This is a genomic window from Ensifer aridi (genome assembly GCF_002078505.1).
Lineage (GTDB): Bacteria > Pseudomonadota > Alphaproteobacteria > Rhizobiales > Rhizobiaceae > Sinorhizobium > Sinorhizobium aridi.
The window spans coordinates 44,973-60,077 of the sequence record NZ_LUAV01000033.1; the positions used below are offsets into that span (position 1 = coordinate 44,973).

Annotated in this window: 13 protein-coding genes and 3 pseudogenes; 13 read left to right on the forward strand and 3 right to left on the reverse strand. The window is 58.2% G+C overall.

The annotated features are described in order from the left end of the window. The first annotated feature begins 54 nt into the window (after nucleotides 1-54). The 9 genes from AYK65_RS24350 (at nucleotide 55) to AYK65_RS24395 (ending at nucleotide 12,184) form a co-directional block, all read left to right on the forward strand. Nucleotides 55-2,115, forward strand: coding sequence for an acyltransferase family protein (locus AYK65_RS24350; protein WP_081161476.1), 2,061 nt, complete (start codon nucleotides 55-57; stop codon nucleotides 2,113-2,115). Between the two features lie 427 nt (nucleotides 2,116-2,542). Next, nucleotides 2,543-3,028 carry a hypothetical protein gene (locus AYK65_RS24360; protein ID WP_139793335.1) on the forward strand — a complete coding sequence of 162 codons (486 nt, stop codon included), beginning with the start codon at nucleotides 2,543-2,545 and terminating at the stop codon, nucleotides 3,026-3,028. A 50-nt stretch (nucleotides 3,029-3,078) separates the two neighbouring features. Continuing rightward, entirely contained in the window at nucleotides 3,079-5,106 is a 2,028-nt protein-coding gene (locus AYK65_RS24365) for an acyltransferase family protein (RefSeq protein ID WP_046117037.1), read from the forward strand. Between the two features lie 679 nt (nucleotides 5,107-5,785). Continuing rightward, nucleotides 5,786-6,856, forward strand: a complete 1,071-nt coding sequence (locus AYK65_RS24370) for a polysaccharide pyruvyl transferase family protein (protein ID WP_139793336.1) — start codon at nucleotides 5,786-5,788, stop codon at nucleotides 6,854-6,856. A gap of 175 nt (nucleotides 6,857-7,031) precedes the next feature. Beyond that, complete coding sequence (locus tag AYK65_RS24375; RefSeq protein WP_046117035.1) at nucleotides 7,032-8,834, forward strand: ABC transporter ATP-binding protein; 1,803 nt, start codon at nucleotides 7,032-7,034, stop codon at nucleotides 8,832-8,834. A 276-nt stretch (nucleotides 8,835-9,110) separates the two neighbouring features. Continuing rightward, nucleotides 9,111-9,851: a sulfotransferase family 2 domain-containing protein gene (locus tag AYK65_RS24380; RefSeq protein ID WP_046117034.1), complete on the forward strand. Its 741-nt coding sequence runs from the start codon at nucleotides 9,111-9,113 to the stop codon at nucleotides 9,849-9,851. Nucleotides 9,852-10,456: 605 nt separating this feature from the next. Beyond that, nucleotides 10,457-10,711 carry an acyl carrier protein gene (gene acpP, locus AYK65_RS24385; protein ID WP_046117033.1) on the forward strand — a complete coding sequence of 85 codons (255 nt, stop codon included), beginning with the start codon at nucleotides 10,457-10,459 and terminating at the stop codon, nucleotides 10,709-10,711. A gap of 320 nt (nucleotides 10,712-11,031) precedes the next feature. Next, on the forward strand, nucleotides 11,032-11,250 hold the full coding sequence (locus AYK65_RS33310) for a hypothetical protein (protein ID WP_046117032.1): 219 nt from the start codon (nucleotides 11,032-11,034) through the stop codon (nucleotides 11,248-11,250). 439 nt (nucleotides 11,251-11,689) lie between these two features. Beyond that, complete coding sequence (locus AYK65_RS24395) at nucleotides 11,690-12,184, forward strand: hypothetical protein (protein ID WP_244560102.1); 495 nt, start codon at nucleotides 11,690-11,692, stop codon at nucleotides 12,182-12,184. A gap of 12 nt (nucleotides 12,185-12,196) precedes the next feature. Here AYK65_RS24395 and AYK65_RS24400 read toward each other — a convergent pair whose 3' ends face one another. Together AYK65_RS24400 and AYK65_RS24405 are read right to left on the reverse strand one after the other, a co-directional pair. Next, nucleotides 12,197-12,568: a hypothetical protein gene (locus AYK65_RS24400; protein ID WP_139793337.1), complete on the reverse strand. Its 372-nt coding sequence runs from the start codon at nucleotides 12,566-12,568 to the stop codon at nucleotides 12,197-12,199. Nucleotides 12,569-12,636: 68 nt separating this feature from the next. Next, on the reverse strand, nucleotides 12,637-12,882 hold the full coding sequence (locus tag AYK65_RS24405; protein WP_026617215.1) for a DUF982 domain-containing protein: 246 nt from the start codon (nucleotides 12,880-12,882) through the stop codon (nucleotides 12,637-12,639). Nucleotides 12,883-13,019: 137 nt separating this feature from the next. Between AYK65_RS24405 and AYK65_RS24410 the strand changes: the two genes are divergently transcribed. Beyond that, entirely contained in the window at nucleotides 13,020-13,496 is a 477-nt protein-coding gene (locus tag AYK65_RS24410; protein ID WP_244560103.1) for an MT-A70 family methyltransferase, read from the forward strand. A gap of 109 nt (nucleotides 13,497-13,605) precedes the next feature. Here the strand turns inward: AYK65_RS24410 and AYK65_RS24415 are convergent, their stop codons facing one another. After that, nucleotides 13,606-13,908: a DUF982 domain-containing protein gene (locus AYK65_RS24415; protein WP_081161496.1), complete on the reverse strand. Its 303-nt coding sequence runs from the start codon at nucleotides 13,906-13,908 to the stop codon at nucleotides 13,606-13,608. A 181-nt stretch (nucleotides 13,909-14,089) separates the two neighbouring features. Here AYK65_RS24415 and AYK65_RS33315 point away from each other — a divergent pair. From AYK65_RS33315 to AYK65_RS24430, 3 pseudogenes are all read left to right on the forward strand, one after another. Then, nucleotides 14,090-14,306: pseudogene (locus AYK65_RS33315) on the forward strand (hypothetical protein); the annotation flags it as partial. Between the two features lie 4 nt (nucleotides 14,307-14,310). Beyond that, a pseudogene (locus AYK65_RS33745) lies at nucleotides 14,311-14,547 on the forward strand (hypothetical protein). Then, nucleotides 14,544-14,924 (forward strand): annotated as a pseudogene (locus tag AYK65_RS24430) (DUF1515 family protein). Before AYK65_RS33745 ends, AYK65_RS24430 begins: the two co-directional pseudogenes overlap by 4 nt. Nucleotides 14,925-15,105: the final 181 nt, after the last annotated feature.

Genomic DNA, 15,105 nt, shown 5'->3' on the forward strand with positions numbered 1-15,105 from the left:
ACCAATTCTAAGCTAGCGAAGGCACCGTGCCGGATTCGGCGATCGGTTCTGGCAATGGGGAGTAGGTTGGCGGCAACTCACCAACACATCGACTATCGGCCCGACTTGGATGGCTTGAGAGCAGTGGCGATCCTGCCGGTGCTCCTGTTTCACGCAGAGTTTGGTGCATTCCGGGGCGGATTCGTCGGGGTTGACGTATTTTTCGTCCTCTCCGGTTTTTTTATGGCGAGGATTATACTCGGCGACCTCGAACGTAGTTCCTTCAGTTTTTGGCAGTTCTACCTTCGGCGGATGAGACGCATTTTTCCGGCGTTATTCGCGATGATCGCGGCTTCCGCTGTGGCTGCGTGGTTCCTGTTCATGCCCCAGGAGTTTCGATACTTTGCCGATAGCGTGATAGCCGCCGCATTATTTACTTCAAACGTGCTTTTCCGGCGCGAAAGCGGCTATTTCGACATTGCCGCTGAGATGAAGCCTCTGCTCCACACTTGGTCGCTATCTGTCGAAGAGCAGTTTTACCTCGTGTTTCCAGTTGCGCTTTTCCTTTGCTTCAAGTTTGCACGACGACGCCTGTTCGGGATTGCCGTAGGGGTCGCGCTCCTCTCTTTCGCGGCAAGCAGTTGGGCGGTATTCCATAATACGGAAAAAGCGTTCTACTTGTTGCATTTTCGCGTTTGGGAGCTGCTGGTCGGAGTTCTCGTCGCTATCGCTCCACAAGTAAACTATCCGGCCCGCACATCAGGGGCGCTAACGACGCTCGGCCTCCTGGCAGTTTTCCTAGCCGTTTTCTTCTATTCTGCTGATACGCCTTTCCCAGGCTTCTATGCCGCGGTTCCCTGCCTTGGCACGGCGCTTGTAATCCATGCTCATTGCCGGGACGGCCTGGTCGCTGGGATTCTGAACAATCGCGTAGCGGTCTTCATTGGGCGTATCTCCTATTCCCTCTATCTCTGGCATTGGCCAGTTATTGTGTTCTCGCGAAATATCCTTGGCCACGAACTCACGACCGGGTGGGCATTGATCGTAATCGCGTTGTCCTTCGCGGTGGCCTATTTCTCGTGGAAGTTGGTTGAGCAGCCAGCGCGCTACGGTAGGTTGTCGCCCTCGGGCGCCGCGATAGCGGGGCTGAGCACCGCTGCAATTGCTTCGGCGGTCGCCTTCGGAGTTGTCGTCAAGAGCTTTCAAGGCATTCCTCAGCGGCTGCCCGAACACGCTCTCCGACTCTACCAGGCGACCCACGATGACAGCCCGTACTTCTCGCCCATGTGTTTTGCCGATTCTGACGCAGAGGGTTTGACGCCGGCGCAGATAAGGAGAGGGGAGCTTTGCAGGATCGGTCTGCAGAGTTCAAACGAGCCCCAGTTCCTCGTGTGGGGAGACTCTCACGCGGCGGCCATTGCTCCGGCAATCGACGCGGCGGCACGTGGAGCCGGGCTCTCGGGCATGTTCGTCGGCCGCGCATCGTGCCCACCCTTGCCAAATGCGGACTTCGGCCCTCCTGCGGCGGTTCAGCGGTGCGTTGAGTACAACTCCGCTGTGATGTCGCTCATCGAGCAGAGAAAGTTTCCTTTCGTTTTCCTGGTTGGCTACTGGCCAAAATACGTCCACCGGGCTGAGCTTCCAGGTGAGGGCGTTTTCTTCGACCCCCGTCTCGAACCCTCCACGGCAGATTGGTCAGCCCCGGTCAAGGCGAGTCTCACTAGCACGCTGACCAAGTTCGCCGCACAGGGAACAAAGGCGGTTCTGGTGATGGATGTGCCGGAAGTCGGGTACGACGTTCCTGAAGCCCTCGCAAGGGCAGCGGCAGCTGGAAGGTCCCTCGAGATAGCGCCTCCGCTTGACTACACGAACAAGCGGCAGGCTTTGGCGCGACGGGTTTTGGAGGAGTCTGCGAGATCGACAGGTGCCTTAATCGTGGATCCCATGAGTGCAATCTGCGACGCCTTTCGGTGTCATGTGATCCGGGATGGTACTGTTCTTTATGAGGATGGAGATCATCTGTCGGCAAAGGGCGCGGAAAGCCTCTCGTCGCTCTTCGATCCCGTGCTGAGCATCATTCGGCTAGGCAACTCACAAGTGGGCAACGCCACTTTGACGTCGGAACCGCGATCGTGATCCAATGACAGCATTAATTCGCGACTGTCGCGTCGCGCTTCCGTGCGAGGTCAAATTGCAAATCGTCGTCATCACTGTTAGCTAGGGGTATCTGCAATGGCAAATGCAATCACCGGGGTGAAGCTTGCATATCGACGATGAACGGCTGCGGGTCGCAGCCCTCGAGTTTCTGGTTCAAAGTCTGGTGAGCCGAATAGTCGGGGACAACCCTGCTGCCGATCTGACGGGAGACGTTCTGGCTGCGCTCGAGCGCATAACGCCTCCCTTCGCCTCCACAGAAGTTGAGCGCGCCGCGATCAGAGCCAGGATGCATGCAGAGGTCCACTCAATATTAAAGTGGGCGCTGGATGTGCAGGGGACGACACCATCGCCAATCGGAGGTCGGCCACTGCCGTCGTCGCACTACCGACAGTGGCGCTAGCTCGTAATGTGCTTCCTGTCCGCGGACCTGGCGGGACCACCTGCATCGGTTTCTGAATGTCGAAGAGGGCAAGCCGTCGCGCGAGCGGCTGACGCTGATTCGGATTACAAAGAGGTCCGGGAGCTCGCAGATACAACGCCGCTCGGCGTGCTCGAAGAACCGCGGCCGGTGACGGCCGAAGTCTATGCGCCGCTTTACTACGCGCCGGGCGAGGCCTACCAGGGGCGATTCCGGTACGGGCGAAATCAGGAGGGCAAGCTGATCGAACGCACGCAAGTTCTCGAACTGACGGGCACGCTGAAGCTCTGCGGCATACCCGGTTCGATTGTCGCGTCAAAATCCATTGATCGCACTCAAGCCGGTGAAATGATCGACGGCTGCCCACGACATGTCTCGCACGACGTCGACGGCGCGTCCTCGCGGCGGGCGTGTGACTTAGCGCGGCTGCCACATCACAACACGAAATTGCACAATTTAGCCATCTTGCTCTGATTTCCGGTTCTGGAATGGCGCTTGACGGTCACTGCTGGTAAGGGGACAGATTGGCGGTAACTCACCAACATCTTGAATATCGGCCCGACTTGGACGGCTTAAGGGCCGTCGCGATCCTCCCGGTGCTCCTCTTTCATGCGGGCTTTAGCTCATTCGGTGGCGGGTTCGTCGGTGTCGACGTATTCTTCGTCCTCTCTGGATTTTTCATGGCGAGGATCATTCTAAGCGATCTCGAGCGTGGAAGCTTCAGTTTTTGGCAGTTCTACGTACGGCGGATGCGACGCATCTTCCCGGCGCTGTTTTCGATGATGGCGGCTTCGAGCGTTGCGGCATGGTTCTTGTTCATGCCACAAGAATTCACCTACTTCGCAAACAGTTTGATAGCCGCTGCATTGTTCGTATCAAATGTTCTGTTTCGTCGTGAGACTGGCTATTTTGACATTGCAGCCGAGTTGAAACCGTTACTTCATACTTGGTCACTATCTATCGAGGAGCAATTTTACCTTATTTTTCCCGTCGCGCTTTTCATCTGCTATACGGTCGCAGGTAAGCGCATGTTCAGAATCGCCTTAGCTGTCGCACTTCTGTCCTTCGCCGCGAGTACTTTCCAAGTATATTACAAACCGGAAAAAGCATTCTACCTACTGCATTTCCGGGTTTGGGAGTTGCTGCTCGGAGTGTTGGTGGCACTGTGGCCGCGAGCGACCTATACAGCCCGAACGTCGCAAGTGCTAACAGCGCTTGGACTTGGAGCAGTCTTCTTTGCTGTCCTTCTCTATTCTCCGAGCACTCCTTTTCCGGGGTTGAGTGCAGCAGTTCCCTGTCTTGGCACGGCCCTTGTGATCCACGCCCATTGCCGAGACGGCTGGATTGCCCGATTCCTCAACAACCCCGTTTCGGTGTTTATTGGCCGCATCTCGTATTCCCTCTATCTTTGGCATTGGCCCATTATCGTGTTTTCGCGCTACACGTTGGGCGATGAACTCACGACGGGGAGTGCACTCGCCATTGTCGCAATCTCGTTCGCCGTGGCCTACCTTTCGTGGAGGTTCATTGAACAGCCTGCCCGCTACGGGAGGTTAGCGCCCTCCGGCGTTGCCATGGCCAGCCTGAGTGGAGTGGCAATTTCCTCGGCGGTTGCTTTCGGAGTCTTCGTCAATGGTTTGCAGGGCATCCCTCAAAGGCTGCCCGAAGAGGCTCGCAAACTATACGAAGCGACCTACGACACCAGCCCATTCTCCACCGCTCGTTGTTTCACTGATTCCAACGGGGACGGCTTGACTCCCGTTCAAATTAGAAGAGGCGAACTTTGCACGGTTGGAGTTGAGACTGGAAACGAGCCTCAATTCCTGATTTGGGGGGATTCTCACGCTGCGGCCATTGCCCCCGCGATCGACGCTGCTGCCCGCCAGATGGGCCTATCGGGCTTATTTGTTGGGCGCGGATCGTGCCCGCCCTTGCCGAACGCGGATTTCGGTGCTCGTTGGGCGGTTGAACGTTGCGTTGAGCACAATTCTGCAGTGATGTCCCTGATCGAGCAGAGGAGATTCCCCTACGTATTCATGGTTGGCTATTGGCCGAAGTACGTTCACAGGGCTGAACTGCCGCGCCAGGGGCACATTTTCGACCCACGCGTCGAACCCTCCTTCGCCGACTGGTCCGCGCCCGTAAGAACGAGCTTAAATGCCACATTGGCTGGGTTCACTCGGCAGGGGACAAAAGCAATCTTGGTGATGGACGTCCCGGAAATGGGTCATGAGGTGCCTGAAGCTCTGGCACGGGCCGTGGTTTCCGGAGGCACTCTCGATATAGCCCCGTCTCTTGAGTACATAAACAAGCGTCAGGCATTAGCGCGCAGCGTCTTGGAAGAGGTGGCGAAGTCAAGTGGATCTTTGATCGTCGATCCCATGAGAGGGATATGCGACGCGTTCCGGTGCCATGTTATGCGAGAGGGTACGGTGCTGTACAAGGATGAAGATCACCTGTCCTCTGAAGGCGCAAAAAGCCTCGCCGCGTTGTTCCAACCCGTGCTGAACATGATGCGAGCGAGTGATTCGAGCTCTGAACCGCGTTCTTGAGGCGGTACGTCAGTCGAATTGGTCTCACGTACCTGTTTCGGAGCGGCGTGCTGCTGTCCTCGTCCGAGACTTCCTAAAGTCTTCTCCCTCCTTGCACCCGACGCTGCGAGTTGAAATTGCAAAAAGCAAGGATGCTGCCGAGGCGCAAGCAATCCTGACCGGGACAACGGTTGGACAAGGAAGGGCAGCCTCACCGCTTCAGGTCGGCCCTGCCGAGTTCGCCGCTAGCGCGTATCGCTCCTGCGAGTTGCGTAGCCCAGGGACTGGGACACGTCTAGAAGTGGCCCGTACTGGCCCTCAAACAGTGGCGGGTATGTCGCGCACTGAAGCACCGACCGCGGGGGTGCACCCTACTCTCTCTGGATCCGGTGGAATTGGCGAACGTCTCGGTTGGGTTTTCCCCGCTGCGCGAAAGCACTCTATAGCTCTGGCGCTGTCGGCCAGTTCCAAATGGGTGCATGCGATTGCACTCGCCCGCGATTAGCGCCTGACCCTTCTTCTTCGCGGTCGGTCGTCACATTCATCTGTGATCAGGGACGTGCCTCGTCTTGCCGTCGGGTCCCTAAGTGCTGTAATTGCGCGCTAAGAGCGGAAATTTCATCAACAGCGTTGCCGATTGTTCTTGCAGACGATCGTCATCCCACTTACCGGCAAGGCTCGGCTGCCGAGGACAAGGCGCTTGAAGACTGCAGTTCTCATCAATGATACATCCACAAAAGCCCACCTGGGATGTCGAGTTGTTGTCAGCCAGATAGCCCGCTTGGCGGCATCGGCGGGCATCAGGATCGTTTCATCCGCGTCGGTGCATGCGGACTGGCGAGAGCATCAAAATCTCATCGCGACGATGCGAACCGCGGATATTGTGATTGTCAACGGCGAAGGCACTCTCCATGACGCGACGAAGCAGGCTAAGGCTCTCGCTGAAGTCGGACCGTTCTGCCGAAGCGCGGGCGTCCCGTGCGTCCTCATAAACAGCGTCTATGAACGAAATGATGCCGAGATAGCAACGGCATGTCGGGCTTTTGACAGGATCTACGTGAGGGAGTCCGTCAGCGCCTATGCAGCGCGACAGGCTGGACTGGACGCAGAAGTCGTGCCGGACCTCACCTTGTCGAGCGATGTCATGGATGCGTTCCGTGGGACCCCTACGCTATCCACAATAGCCGTGACCGACAATGCAAACCGGGATGTGGGACGACGCGCCTTGGAAGAGGCACTAACACGGGAGGACGTGACGTTTCTTCACCTCGATACATCCGAACCCAACAATCCCTTTATGCAAAATGCCCAATCACCAGAATTTGTGTTCATGAGGACGGGACCGGTGCCCGGGGCGCCTCCTCCCCCACAACGAAAGATCACAGCGTTTCGAGCATTGCGAAAGTCGCTCTTCAAGCGACACATGCTTAGACGCATGAGAATGATCCGCCAATTAAACGAGCCTCTTTCGTCCGCACAGATCCTTTCGCGGATCGCGAGTTCGAGAGGCGTAGTGGCTGGACGTTTCCACGCCGTATGCATGTCGATGCTTGCGGAGACGCCCTTCGCCGCCATGTCGTCAAATACGTCTAAAATGAAAGGCTTGCTGCACGACGCGGGTATTGCCCACTTTCTAACTGACGACGCGAAACGGGCATTCCATATGATAGATATCTGGAAGGAAGCGGACAATCTTGCTGTTGCCGCGTATATTGCAAAGGCTCGCCGTGACGCGAAAGCCATGTTCGAGGATATCGCAAGCCTGCAGTAATGAATGCCGGCTTTGTCATGTGAGGAGCCTTTGATGTTGCAACTGAGCGACGGCTCCACCCGAGTAGAGCGATTTGGCTGGCGCTAGGACTCGCCAAAACCATGGCCGCGCTCTATAGAACCGGACGGGTGGCGCCTGTGTACGGCGCACCTAACTGTGCACAGGACCGGCTTTTTTGAAGGTGAACGATCGAAAGAAGAGCGCAGTCGATTCCGAAACGATTACCGGAATCCTCAGGCGCGTTATCGCCGAAAACGGCCGCGACCACATCCGGGGCTATGCCTTCGCCATCGCATGCCTCGTCACGGTGGCGGCAACGACGGGCTTCACCGCCTGGATCATGGAAACCGTGATCAATGAGGTGTTCGCCAATAGGCGCGGCGATATCGTTCTTCTTGTCTGCCTCTCCCTTTTTGGCGCCTTCGTCCTCAGAGGTTTAGCGACTTACGGACAGGCTGTCGCTTTCTCAAAAATCGGCAACAACATCGTAGCGACCTACAAGCGCCGACTGTACTCACACCTGATGGCGCTTAGCGTCGGCTATTTCCATGAGCAACGCTCCGCGCGCCTCCTCGCCAAAATAAACCAGAACGTCGGCGGCATCCGTGACGTCCTCAATATGACGGTCACGTCGATCGCCCGCGACTTCCTGACGCTGGTCGGCCTGGTCGGCGTCATGTTCAGCAAGGACTGGCTCCTGTCGCTGATCGTCTTCTCCGTGGCTCCCCCGCTGCTCCTCGGCCTGCGCTACATCTCCAAGCGTCTGCGCCTGGCGACGCGCGAGGCGGTCGAGGTCAACAGCCGCGTCCTGGGTGCGATGCAGGAGACCATCCAGGGCATCACCATCGTCAAGGCCTTTACGATGGAAGAGGAGTTGCGCCGCAAGGTCGAGGCGATCATCGAGCGCGCCGAAAACCGCGCCAACCGCATCGCCCGCCTCAGCGAGCGCACGGCGCCGATGACCGAGACCTTCGCTGGCTTCGCGATCTCGAGCGTGCTCGCCTACGCGGCTTTCCGCACGATCTATAGCAATATCCCGCCGGGCGCCTTCTTCGCCTTCGTCACCGCGCTCCTCATGGCCTACGACCCGGCCCGGCGCCTAGCGCGCCTGCAGGTGTCGCTCGAGCGCGCCGCCGTCAACGCCCGGATGCTCTACGAGATTCTCGACACGGTACCGCATCAGCGTGACCGGCCCGACGCGACCGAAATCAAGCTCGGCGAGGCGACGGTTGAGCTGCGCGACGTGCGCTTCGCCTATGGAAACGGCGAGGAAATCCTCAAAGGGGTCAGCTTCCGGGCGGAAGGCGGCAAGACGACGGCGCTCGTTGGTCCGTCCGGCGCCGGCAAGTCGACGATCATCAGCCTCATACCACGCTTTTATGATCCGCACGCGGGCGAGATCCTCATCGACGGGCAGAATATCGCCGGCGTCACCAAGCAGTCGCTGCGCAACGGCCTCGCCTATGTTTCGCAGCAGCCCTATCTTTTCGAGGGTTCGATCCGGGACAACATCCGTTATGGCCGGGCGGACGCGAGCGACGCAGAAGTCGAGGAAGCGGCGCGGCTCGCCTACGCGCATGATTTCATTCTGGCGCAGCCGCAGGGATACGACACGCCCGTCGGCGAACAGGGCATCACGCTTTCGGGCGGCCAGCGCCAGCGCCTGTCGATCGCTCGTGCGCTCGTGCGTGATGCGCCCATTCTGCTTCTGGACGAGGCCACTTCGGCGCTCGACACCGAGTCGGAGGCGGCCGTGCAGAAGGCGCTCGAACAGGCGATGAGCGGCCGCACCGTCATCGTCATCGCCCACAGGCTCTCGACCGTTATCAACGCGGACAAGATCGTCGTCATGAAGGACGGCACCGTCGTCGAGGAGGGCACGCATGAGGAGCTTGCGCGGCGTCCGGACGGTCTTTACGCTCGCCTGCACAATCTTCAGGGCAGCGCTTTGGAAGTGACCGAGAACGGCGCGGCTTAGCTCTCCGTCGACCCTTTGCGCCGCCGGCGACTTCTATTTGAAGTGTCCACTGCTGAAGAATTGGTCCCTGGAAGTTCAGTGGCAAAGCCTGCAACATTCGTCTCGATCATGCAAGAAAGGAAGAATCTCCGCCATCGCCCGAATAAGCACTTCGGCCGTTATGCCGTTGCCCAGTTATGCAGCAGGACAATGAAGGTCATCATCAGCCCTGTGATTGCAGCGATCGTTCCCTAATGATCAAGGACTAAGTCTTCGGGCTTTGGAGGAAGGCATCCAATGATCATATCCCACCGCCATAGATTCATTTTTATCCACGTGCCGAAAACCGCAGGGAGCACGATTTCGGCCTATCTGGCGCGCAATTTGGGCCCGCGTGACCTGCAACTCGGGTCTTGGAAGGAAGCATTGGCGAATGGGGCGAAATACAATCGCCGAGCATTGACTGCCGTCCTCCGCTATCATTCTCCACTCCAGATCGCGCGAACGCTCGTCCGCAACGGTAATCTGAATTCGTTGGCCGGGGACGCCCTCCGCAGGCGCATAGCTGGCAAGCTTACGGATCATTCAGGCGCAACAGAGATAGAGGCCTACGATCCTTCCGCCTGGAAGCATTATTTCAAATTCTGCTTCGTGCGGAACCCGTATGAGCGCGCCGTTTCTCTTTACAATTGGCACTACAGGAAAGCGGACACGCGACCAAGCTTCTCGCAAATGCTCTGCCTGATCGAGGAAGGTGCAGCCAAGCGAGAGCGCATCAACTGGGAGTCCTGGCAGTTATACACGAAGGCCGACGCGGTCGTTGTCGATTTCGTGGGGAGGCAAGAGCGCCTTGCAGATGATCTACGGAGCGTATGCGACAGACTCGGTCTTTCTTTCGATGAGCGCTTCCTGATGAGGGCGAAGGCGAACCCAGCGAAAGTTGATATCGGCAGTTACTACAAGCCGGGTGACCGTGAACGCATCGAGCGCCTTTTCGGCCCTGAAATCGAGTACTTCAAGTATCGTTTTCCTGACTAGTCGCATCCGCATCTGGAGGGGCCGCGACCCGGCCACCGGTGCAGGCTTTGGGCCGCCGATGTCGTCGGGAGGCTAGAGCCACGTTGCTTTGGGGAGCATTGGCTCCCGCAAGGCGGTTGGGACCTTCTCCCGCGCTCGCTTTCGAGGAATCGGCTGCCGTCGCCATTGCTTGTCAAGCTGGCGAGCTACCAAGCTGCTCTGCTCGACGGGAAAGTTTAGTGCGTGGAGTTTCGACCTGACACTACGCCGCTACCAAGCAGGACTCCGGCTGCCTTCGATACGGCCGGGAAGGTGGCAAACAAGCGCTACGTAACCTTCGGTCTAATTCTGAAAAACCCGTACATGCCCGCCGCCGGAACGGACGCTCAATAACAGATCCCGTAAAAGGTCGAGGAACATTTTCGGCAATATTCAGTCAAGGCGGGGAGTGGTAAGCTTCGCCCTGAGGCCCGGCGAGTGTTCCCCTAGACGGCGGCCATAGAGTGTTCCAGAAGCCGCAGGCTCGGAGTAAAGGAAAGCGCCGACGATGCTGCTCGTGCCGTCACGAGCGTTTGAGCAGTGACGGCTGGTAGACAAATGTGCTCTCGCTCTAGTAGAGGCCACCGATGGAAAAACCCAGAGCCGACGTCGCTGACCGTGTAAAGGAAATCATCACTGTGCAGTTGGGCGTAGAAGCTTCCCACGTTGTGGACAATGCGTCCATTGTGGAAGACCTCGGCGCCGACTCTCTCGAAGTCGCTCAAATCGTGATGCTGATTGAAGACGAGTTCGGTATCGATATCCCAGATAATGCGGCTGACGCTCTTGTTACCGTTGGAGATGCAATTTACGTGGTTATCGCGTCGAAAGCTAAGATCTGATCTCGCAACGATAAGGCCGGAGCGAAACGGCGCCGGCCCTCCTCATTATCGGACATCAAACCAGTGCCAGTACATCCGTGTTCAAAGGTCCGCAGCGACGCGCCCCCTGACCCGTTTGAATGCATAGCAGCTCTGTCTGAAATTGATCGAAGCGGTCACGACCCCAGCGCTGGTGCAAAGTGCCGGGTAGCTCATAGACGCGACTCACCACATGAGGGCATGTCTTGGCGAAAGCCGCGCGCCGCCCATACTGGAAACGAAAGTTCCCCCTCCCAATATAAAAAAATCATCGCAGCGTTTCTTAAAGTGCAGGATCAAAGATGGCTCTTCGCTTGTCGGACCTTGGGATTGGCGACGAAGAAATAGCAATGCTTCGAAGGGTGCATTCCTATGCATGCGGAGCAAATGATCTGGTGCCCGACAGCGACGGGGGCACCGAATTGGGCAGGATGCTCTTTCACTTGTATCAGCAGGGAGTTCGAAGCGAGCTTGCTTTGATTCAGATGCTGACTAAGCGAAGCGATCCAACAGAAGAGTGACCCTAACCCCCGCTTCGGCGGTTTTTTGCTGCCGTCGGGCAGTGACGGAAAACCCCGACAATCAGGAGACCATCTTGGCTCGGGAAACCCTCCCGTCGCCCTCGAACTCATGTTCGGGGATTGATGGCTAATCGAAGCGTAGAGGCGGATGCGAAATTTCGCATGCTCAGACAAGCTTCGGGCGAGACCCGTCGCTGGAGGCCGCGCGCCGGGCCTCTAACCGCCTCGTCCTCGTCCGAGACGGCTGTGCGCGTGGTTAGCACACTGCGTCTGCGATCTCTATTCACCCAATCGGGCTAGACCAATTCTCAACTCATCAGGAGAGACCAATGAGCGCAATAACCGCTCAGCAGGTTCACTTTGCCGCGAAAGGCAGGTGAACGACGCAACCTCGCGTCCGTGCTCGTGGCGCTCGAAAAAATACGGCGACCGATTCGGCATGGATCGTCCGCATCGGCTGGCGCAGTACTTCGCCCCGCTCATGCACGAAAGCGGAGACTTCCGGTACGATCGCGAGCTCTGGGACCCGACGCCGGCGCAGCAGCGTTATGACACTCGCACCGATCTCGGCAACACACCGCAGAAGGACGGCGACGGCTATCTCTATCGCAGCCGCACCGGCATGCAACTCACCGGCAAGGACAACTATCGCCAGTTCCGCGACTGGTGCCGCACGGCCGGTCTCGATTGCCCGACTCGCCAGGGATGCGGACGCGGTCAATGGGAATGGTGCCCTTGTTCTACTGGGACACCCGCGGGCTCAACCGCTGGGCCGACGAGGGCTACGCCGAGACCATCACGAAGAAGGTCAACGGCGGCAAGAACGGTTTGGCTGATCGGTTCGACCGGCTCGCCCGCATCGCGCTCGTCCTCCTCGGGTAGGCTGGACTGGGCCGAGTATCTCGCGCCGGAACTGAAGGACGAGGACCAATGAGCATTTGCGTTCTCAGATCAGACACCTCGAAAAGACTTTGTTCAACGACAAGCTCGGAAGGCTGGCCCAAACGATTATCCGGCTGTGGGCAAACTTAGCGAACCAGTCGAATACCACAGCTCCGAGCTGCGATGACGCAATTGGTGAAGTAGGCGTCAGCATTGTTAATGGCATGGACGATCCTGTCACGCCGCCCTTCAAACGTGCGGTGGAGTTGATCAAGTCTGTACGGGCCTTGCCCAAAATCGACAGATCGTTTCGCACATCGTTCAACATGTGCGGCTGGCCGCTGCCGACCTGACTTTCGGAAGTGTCGAAATCTACGGAGGAAAGCAGGTTGATTGCCTTATCAAGTTCCTCATCCCCCATTGTACGCGTTTTCACGATCTTGGTCGCTCCGAGGTTCTGTTACCAGAAACGCGCGAACATTACGCGCGGTTGGCGGCATGACCTCAGCGGAAGGTCTTGAGCCTCGCCTCTTCGACCGCAGCAATGAAAGCGTCGCGTGCCGGCGCGGCAGGCGCAGATCCGAGCATCGCATCCGTACAGGCGTTCAATGCCGCGGTGTATTTGCTTCCGTCAGTCTTCGGCCAGTTTTCACTCAGAAGGCGAGCCGCGTAAGCGGGCGACCACACGATCTGGACGCCATCGAGATCGGGAAGCTCGACGATCACACATTCATCCCAAGTCTCGGTCATGTTGATATTCCTGTTCTTTTTGGGTGCCTAACCGAGTTCGCTCTTTATCGTTCCAGCGCAGCTACCGCTGCGTGCAAGCTGAGGGCGGCGGAATGACCGGCTGGTTTTTCGATCCTCTCCCGCCCCTTCATTACGAGATGATCGTCATCGACATTCCGTGGCCGTTCGATCTCTACAGCGATGCTGGGGCAAAGAAATCGGCGTCGGCGCAGTATGACGTGATGAACGCCGAGCAGATCCGCGCGATTCCAGTCGGCCAACTCGCCAGCATGGATTGCCTGATCTATTCATGGGCCGCCGCGCCGCATCTCCCGTTTGCGGTCGAGTGCTTGAAGGCATGGGGGTTCGAATACAAGCGCTTCATGACGTGGCGGAAGACGACCGCGGCCGGCAAAGTCCGCATGGGCGCCGGCTACCGTGTGCGCACTACGGGCGAGATCGTATTTGTCGGCACGCTTGGAAACCCGAAGCAATCTCATGTCCCGCCGACCATCTTCGACGGCATCGCACGCGAGCACAGCCGCAAACCAGATGAATTCTACGACCTCTGCGACAAGGTGATGCCGCACGCGCGCCGGGCTGACGTCTTCGCTCGAGAGCGTCGTCCTCGCTAGCACTCATTCGGCGATCAGCTCGACAGGTTTTCCGAGGACCAGCATGAGTCACGTGCTGAAGAAAGTATGCCAGAGAGGCCGCGATAGCAGCCTCTCCTCGTCGAATGATTTACGCAGACACGAGTCCGCTGCCGGAGCTTGTCTTGATCATCCACGGAAGAACTGCGGGTGCTTTGACAAGGATGCCCTTCTTCTTCCCGAAGGCTCGGATCGCATCCCGCGCAACCTGAATGGGCTTATGGCCGTCATGCGCCATGTAGCAAGTCTTCAAGGTGCCGTCGTGCACGATGTCGCGGTCGCGCTCCGGCCACTCTTCAAGAAAGTCGATGGCATCGTAAATGCTCGTAATCTCTCTGATCAGGTCCTTTTTCTCCTTCAGGTAAACCGGTCGAGCAAACATCTTCGAGTTCATTTCACCCTCACTGATATGTCCAACAAGGAAGGCGCTGCGGGCCAGCGCCCGGTGTTGATTTGTTTCCTCGGCATCGCGGGTTCAAGAGGTTGTGTATTCGATCCTCGTCACTCCTTATGGGGGGCGCGGCGTGACCGAAGTCTTCAACCTACTCGCCCAGGAGCCAAAGAAAGCAGCCCGCATCCGCCGCGGTGGATGGTCGTGGGGACCTCTACCTTTCGATGGGCGCTGGTGTGCAATCTACGACCCTCGCATTGATGGCAGCGCACGGCGAGATCGGGCCCATGCCTGACCGCGCGATCTTTGCCGATACCGGTGCTGAACCGGCATCCGTCTATGAGCAAGTCGAATGGCTTCAATCCGGCAACGTCTTGCCGTTCCCCACACCGCTTCGATCGCCATCTGAAGCTGGCCGCACTGCGGACGATGTCCGCTCTCGCTTTGACTTTTCCCTGACGGCAGGTGGGAATTCGGCGCCGGCAAGTGTCGACGGTCCGCGCGGCGGGAACTGATCTGATTGGCGCGCGCGGGGCGACGCCGGCAGATCAGCGGACGATTGACCGGACCGTCGTCGGCATATGCGCGGCGAGGCTCTGGACGAGGGCGGAATGCGCGAACCGCGGGGAAGGGCGGGGATGATCAATTCCAGTGTTCACCAGCAGCTCGGGACGCTGCTTGCGGAGGTAGAGAACCTTCGGGAAGATTTCCGGAGATCAGAAGACAAATCCGATGCAAGCCGCGCCTGAATGCATCGCCGGATGGATGAGCTTGTCGGCAGGGTAGGGACGCTCGAGGCTTCGACGGCGGCCGTTCAGGAAGACATCACCGAAATGAAGCCGATCACCGACGACGTGAGGAAATGGAAGTTGATGGGGATGGGGGCGCTCGCCGTGATCGGCATTGGGGCAGCCCTGGGCGTGACCATTGCGGATGTCGTCAAGCGCGATTTGGCGGTACTGCTTCGGGGGGTGATACGCCTCAGGGCTGCGAGAAGGGACAAACTTATGCAGCTCTGAGGCGTCACTCACTCGAGCGGCAGATAAGGTGCCGCTCGGGCGTGACAACTCCGAATATGTGTGAAAGGTTTCACTCGGCGGCCTGCATAAGACCTTTGCCATTGAGGAGCCGGACTAAGGTCCGATATGCCCTCGACCGGATCGGTCTCACCCGTCTCGCGGTCTTGAGGAGTGGGGCCGC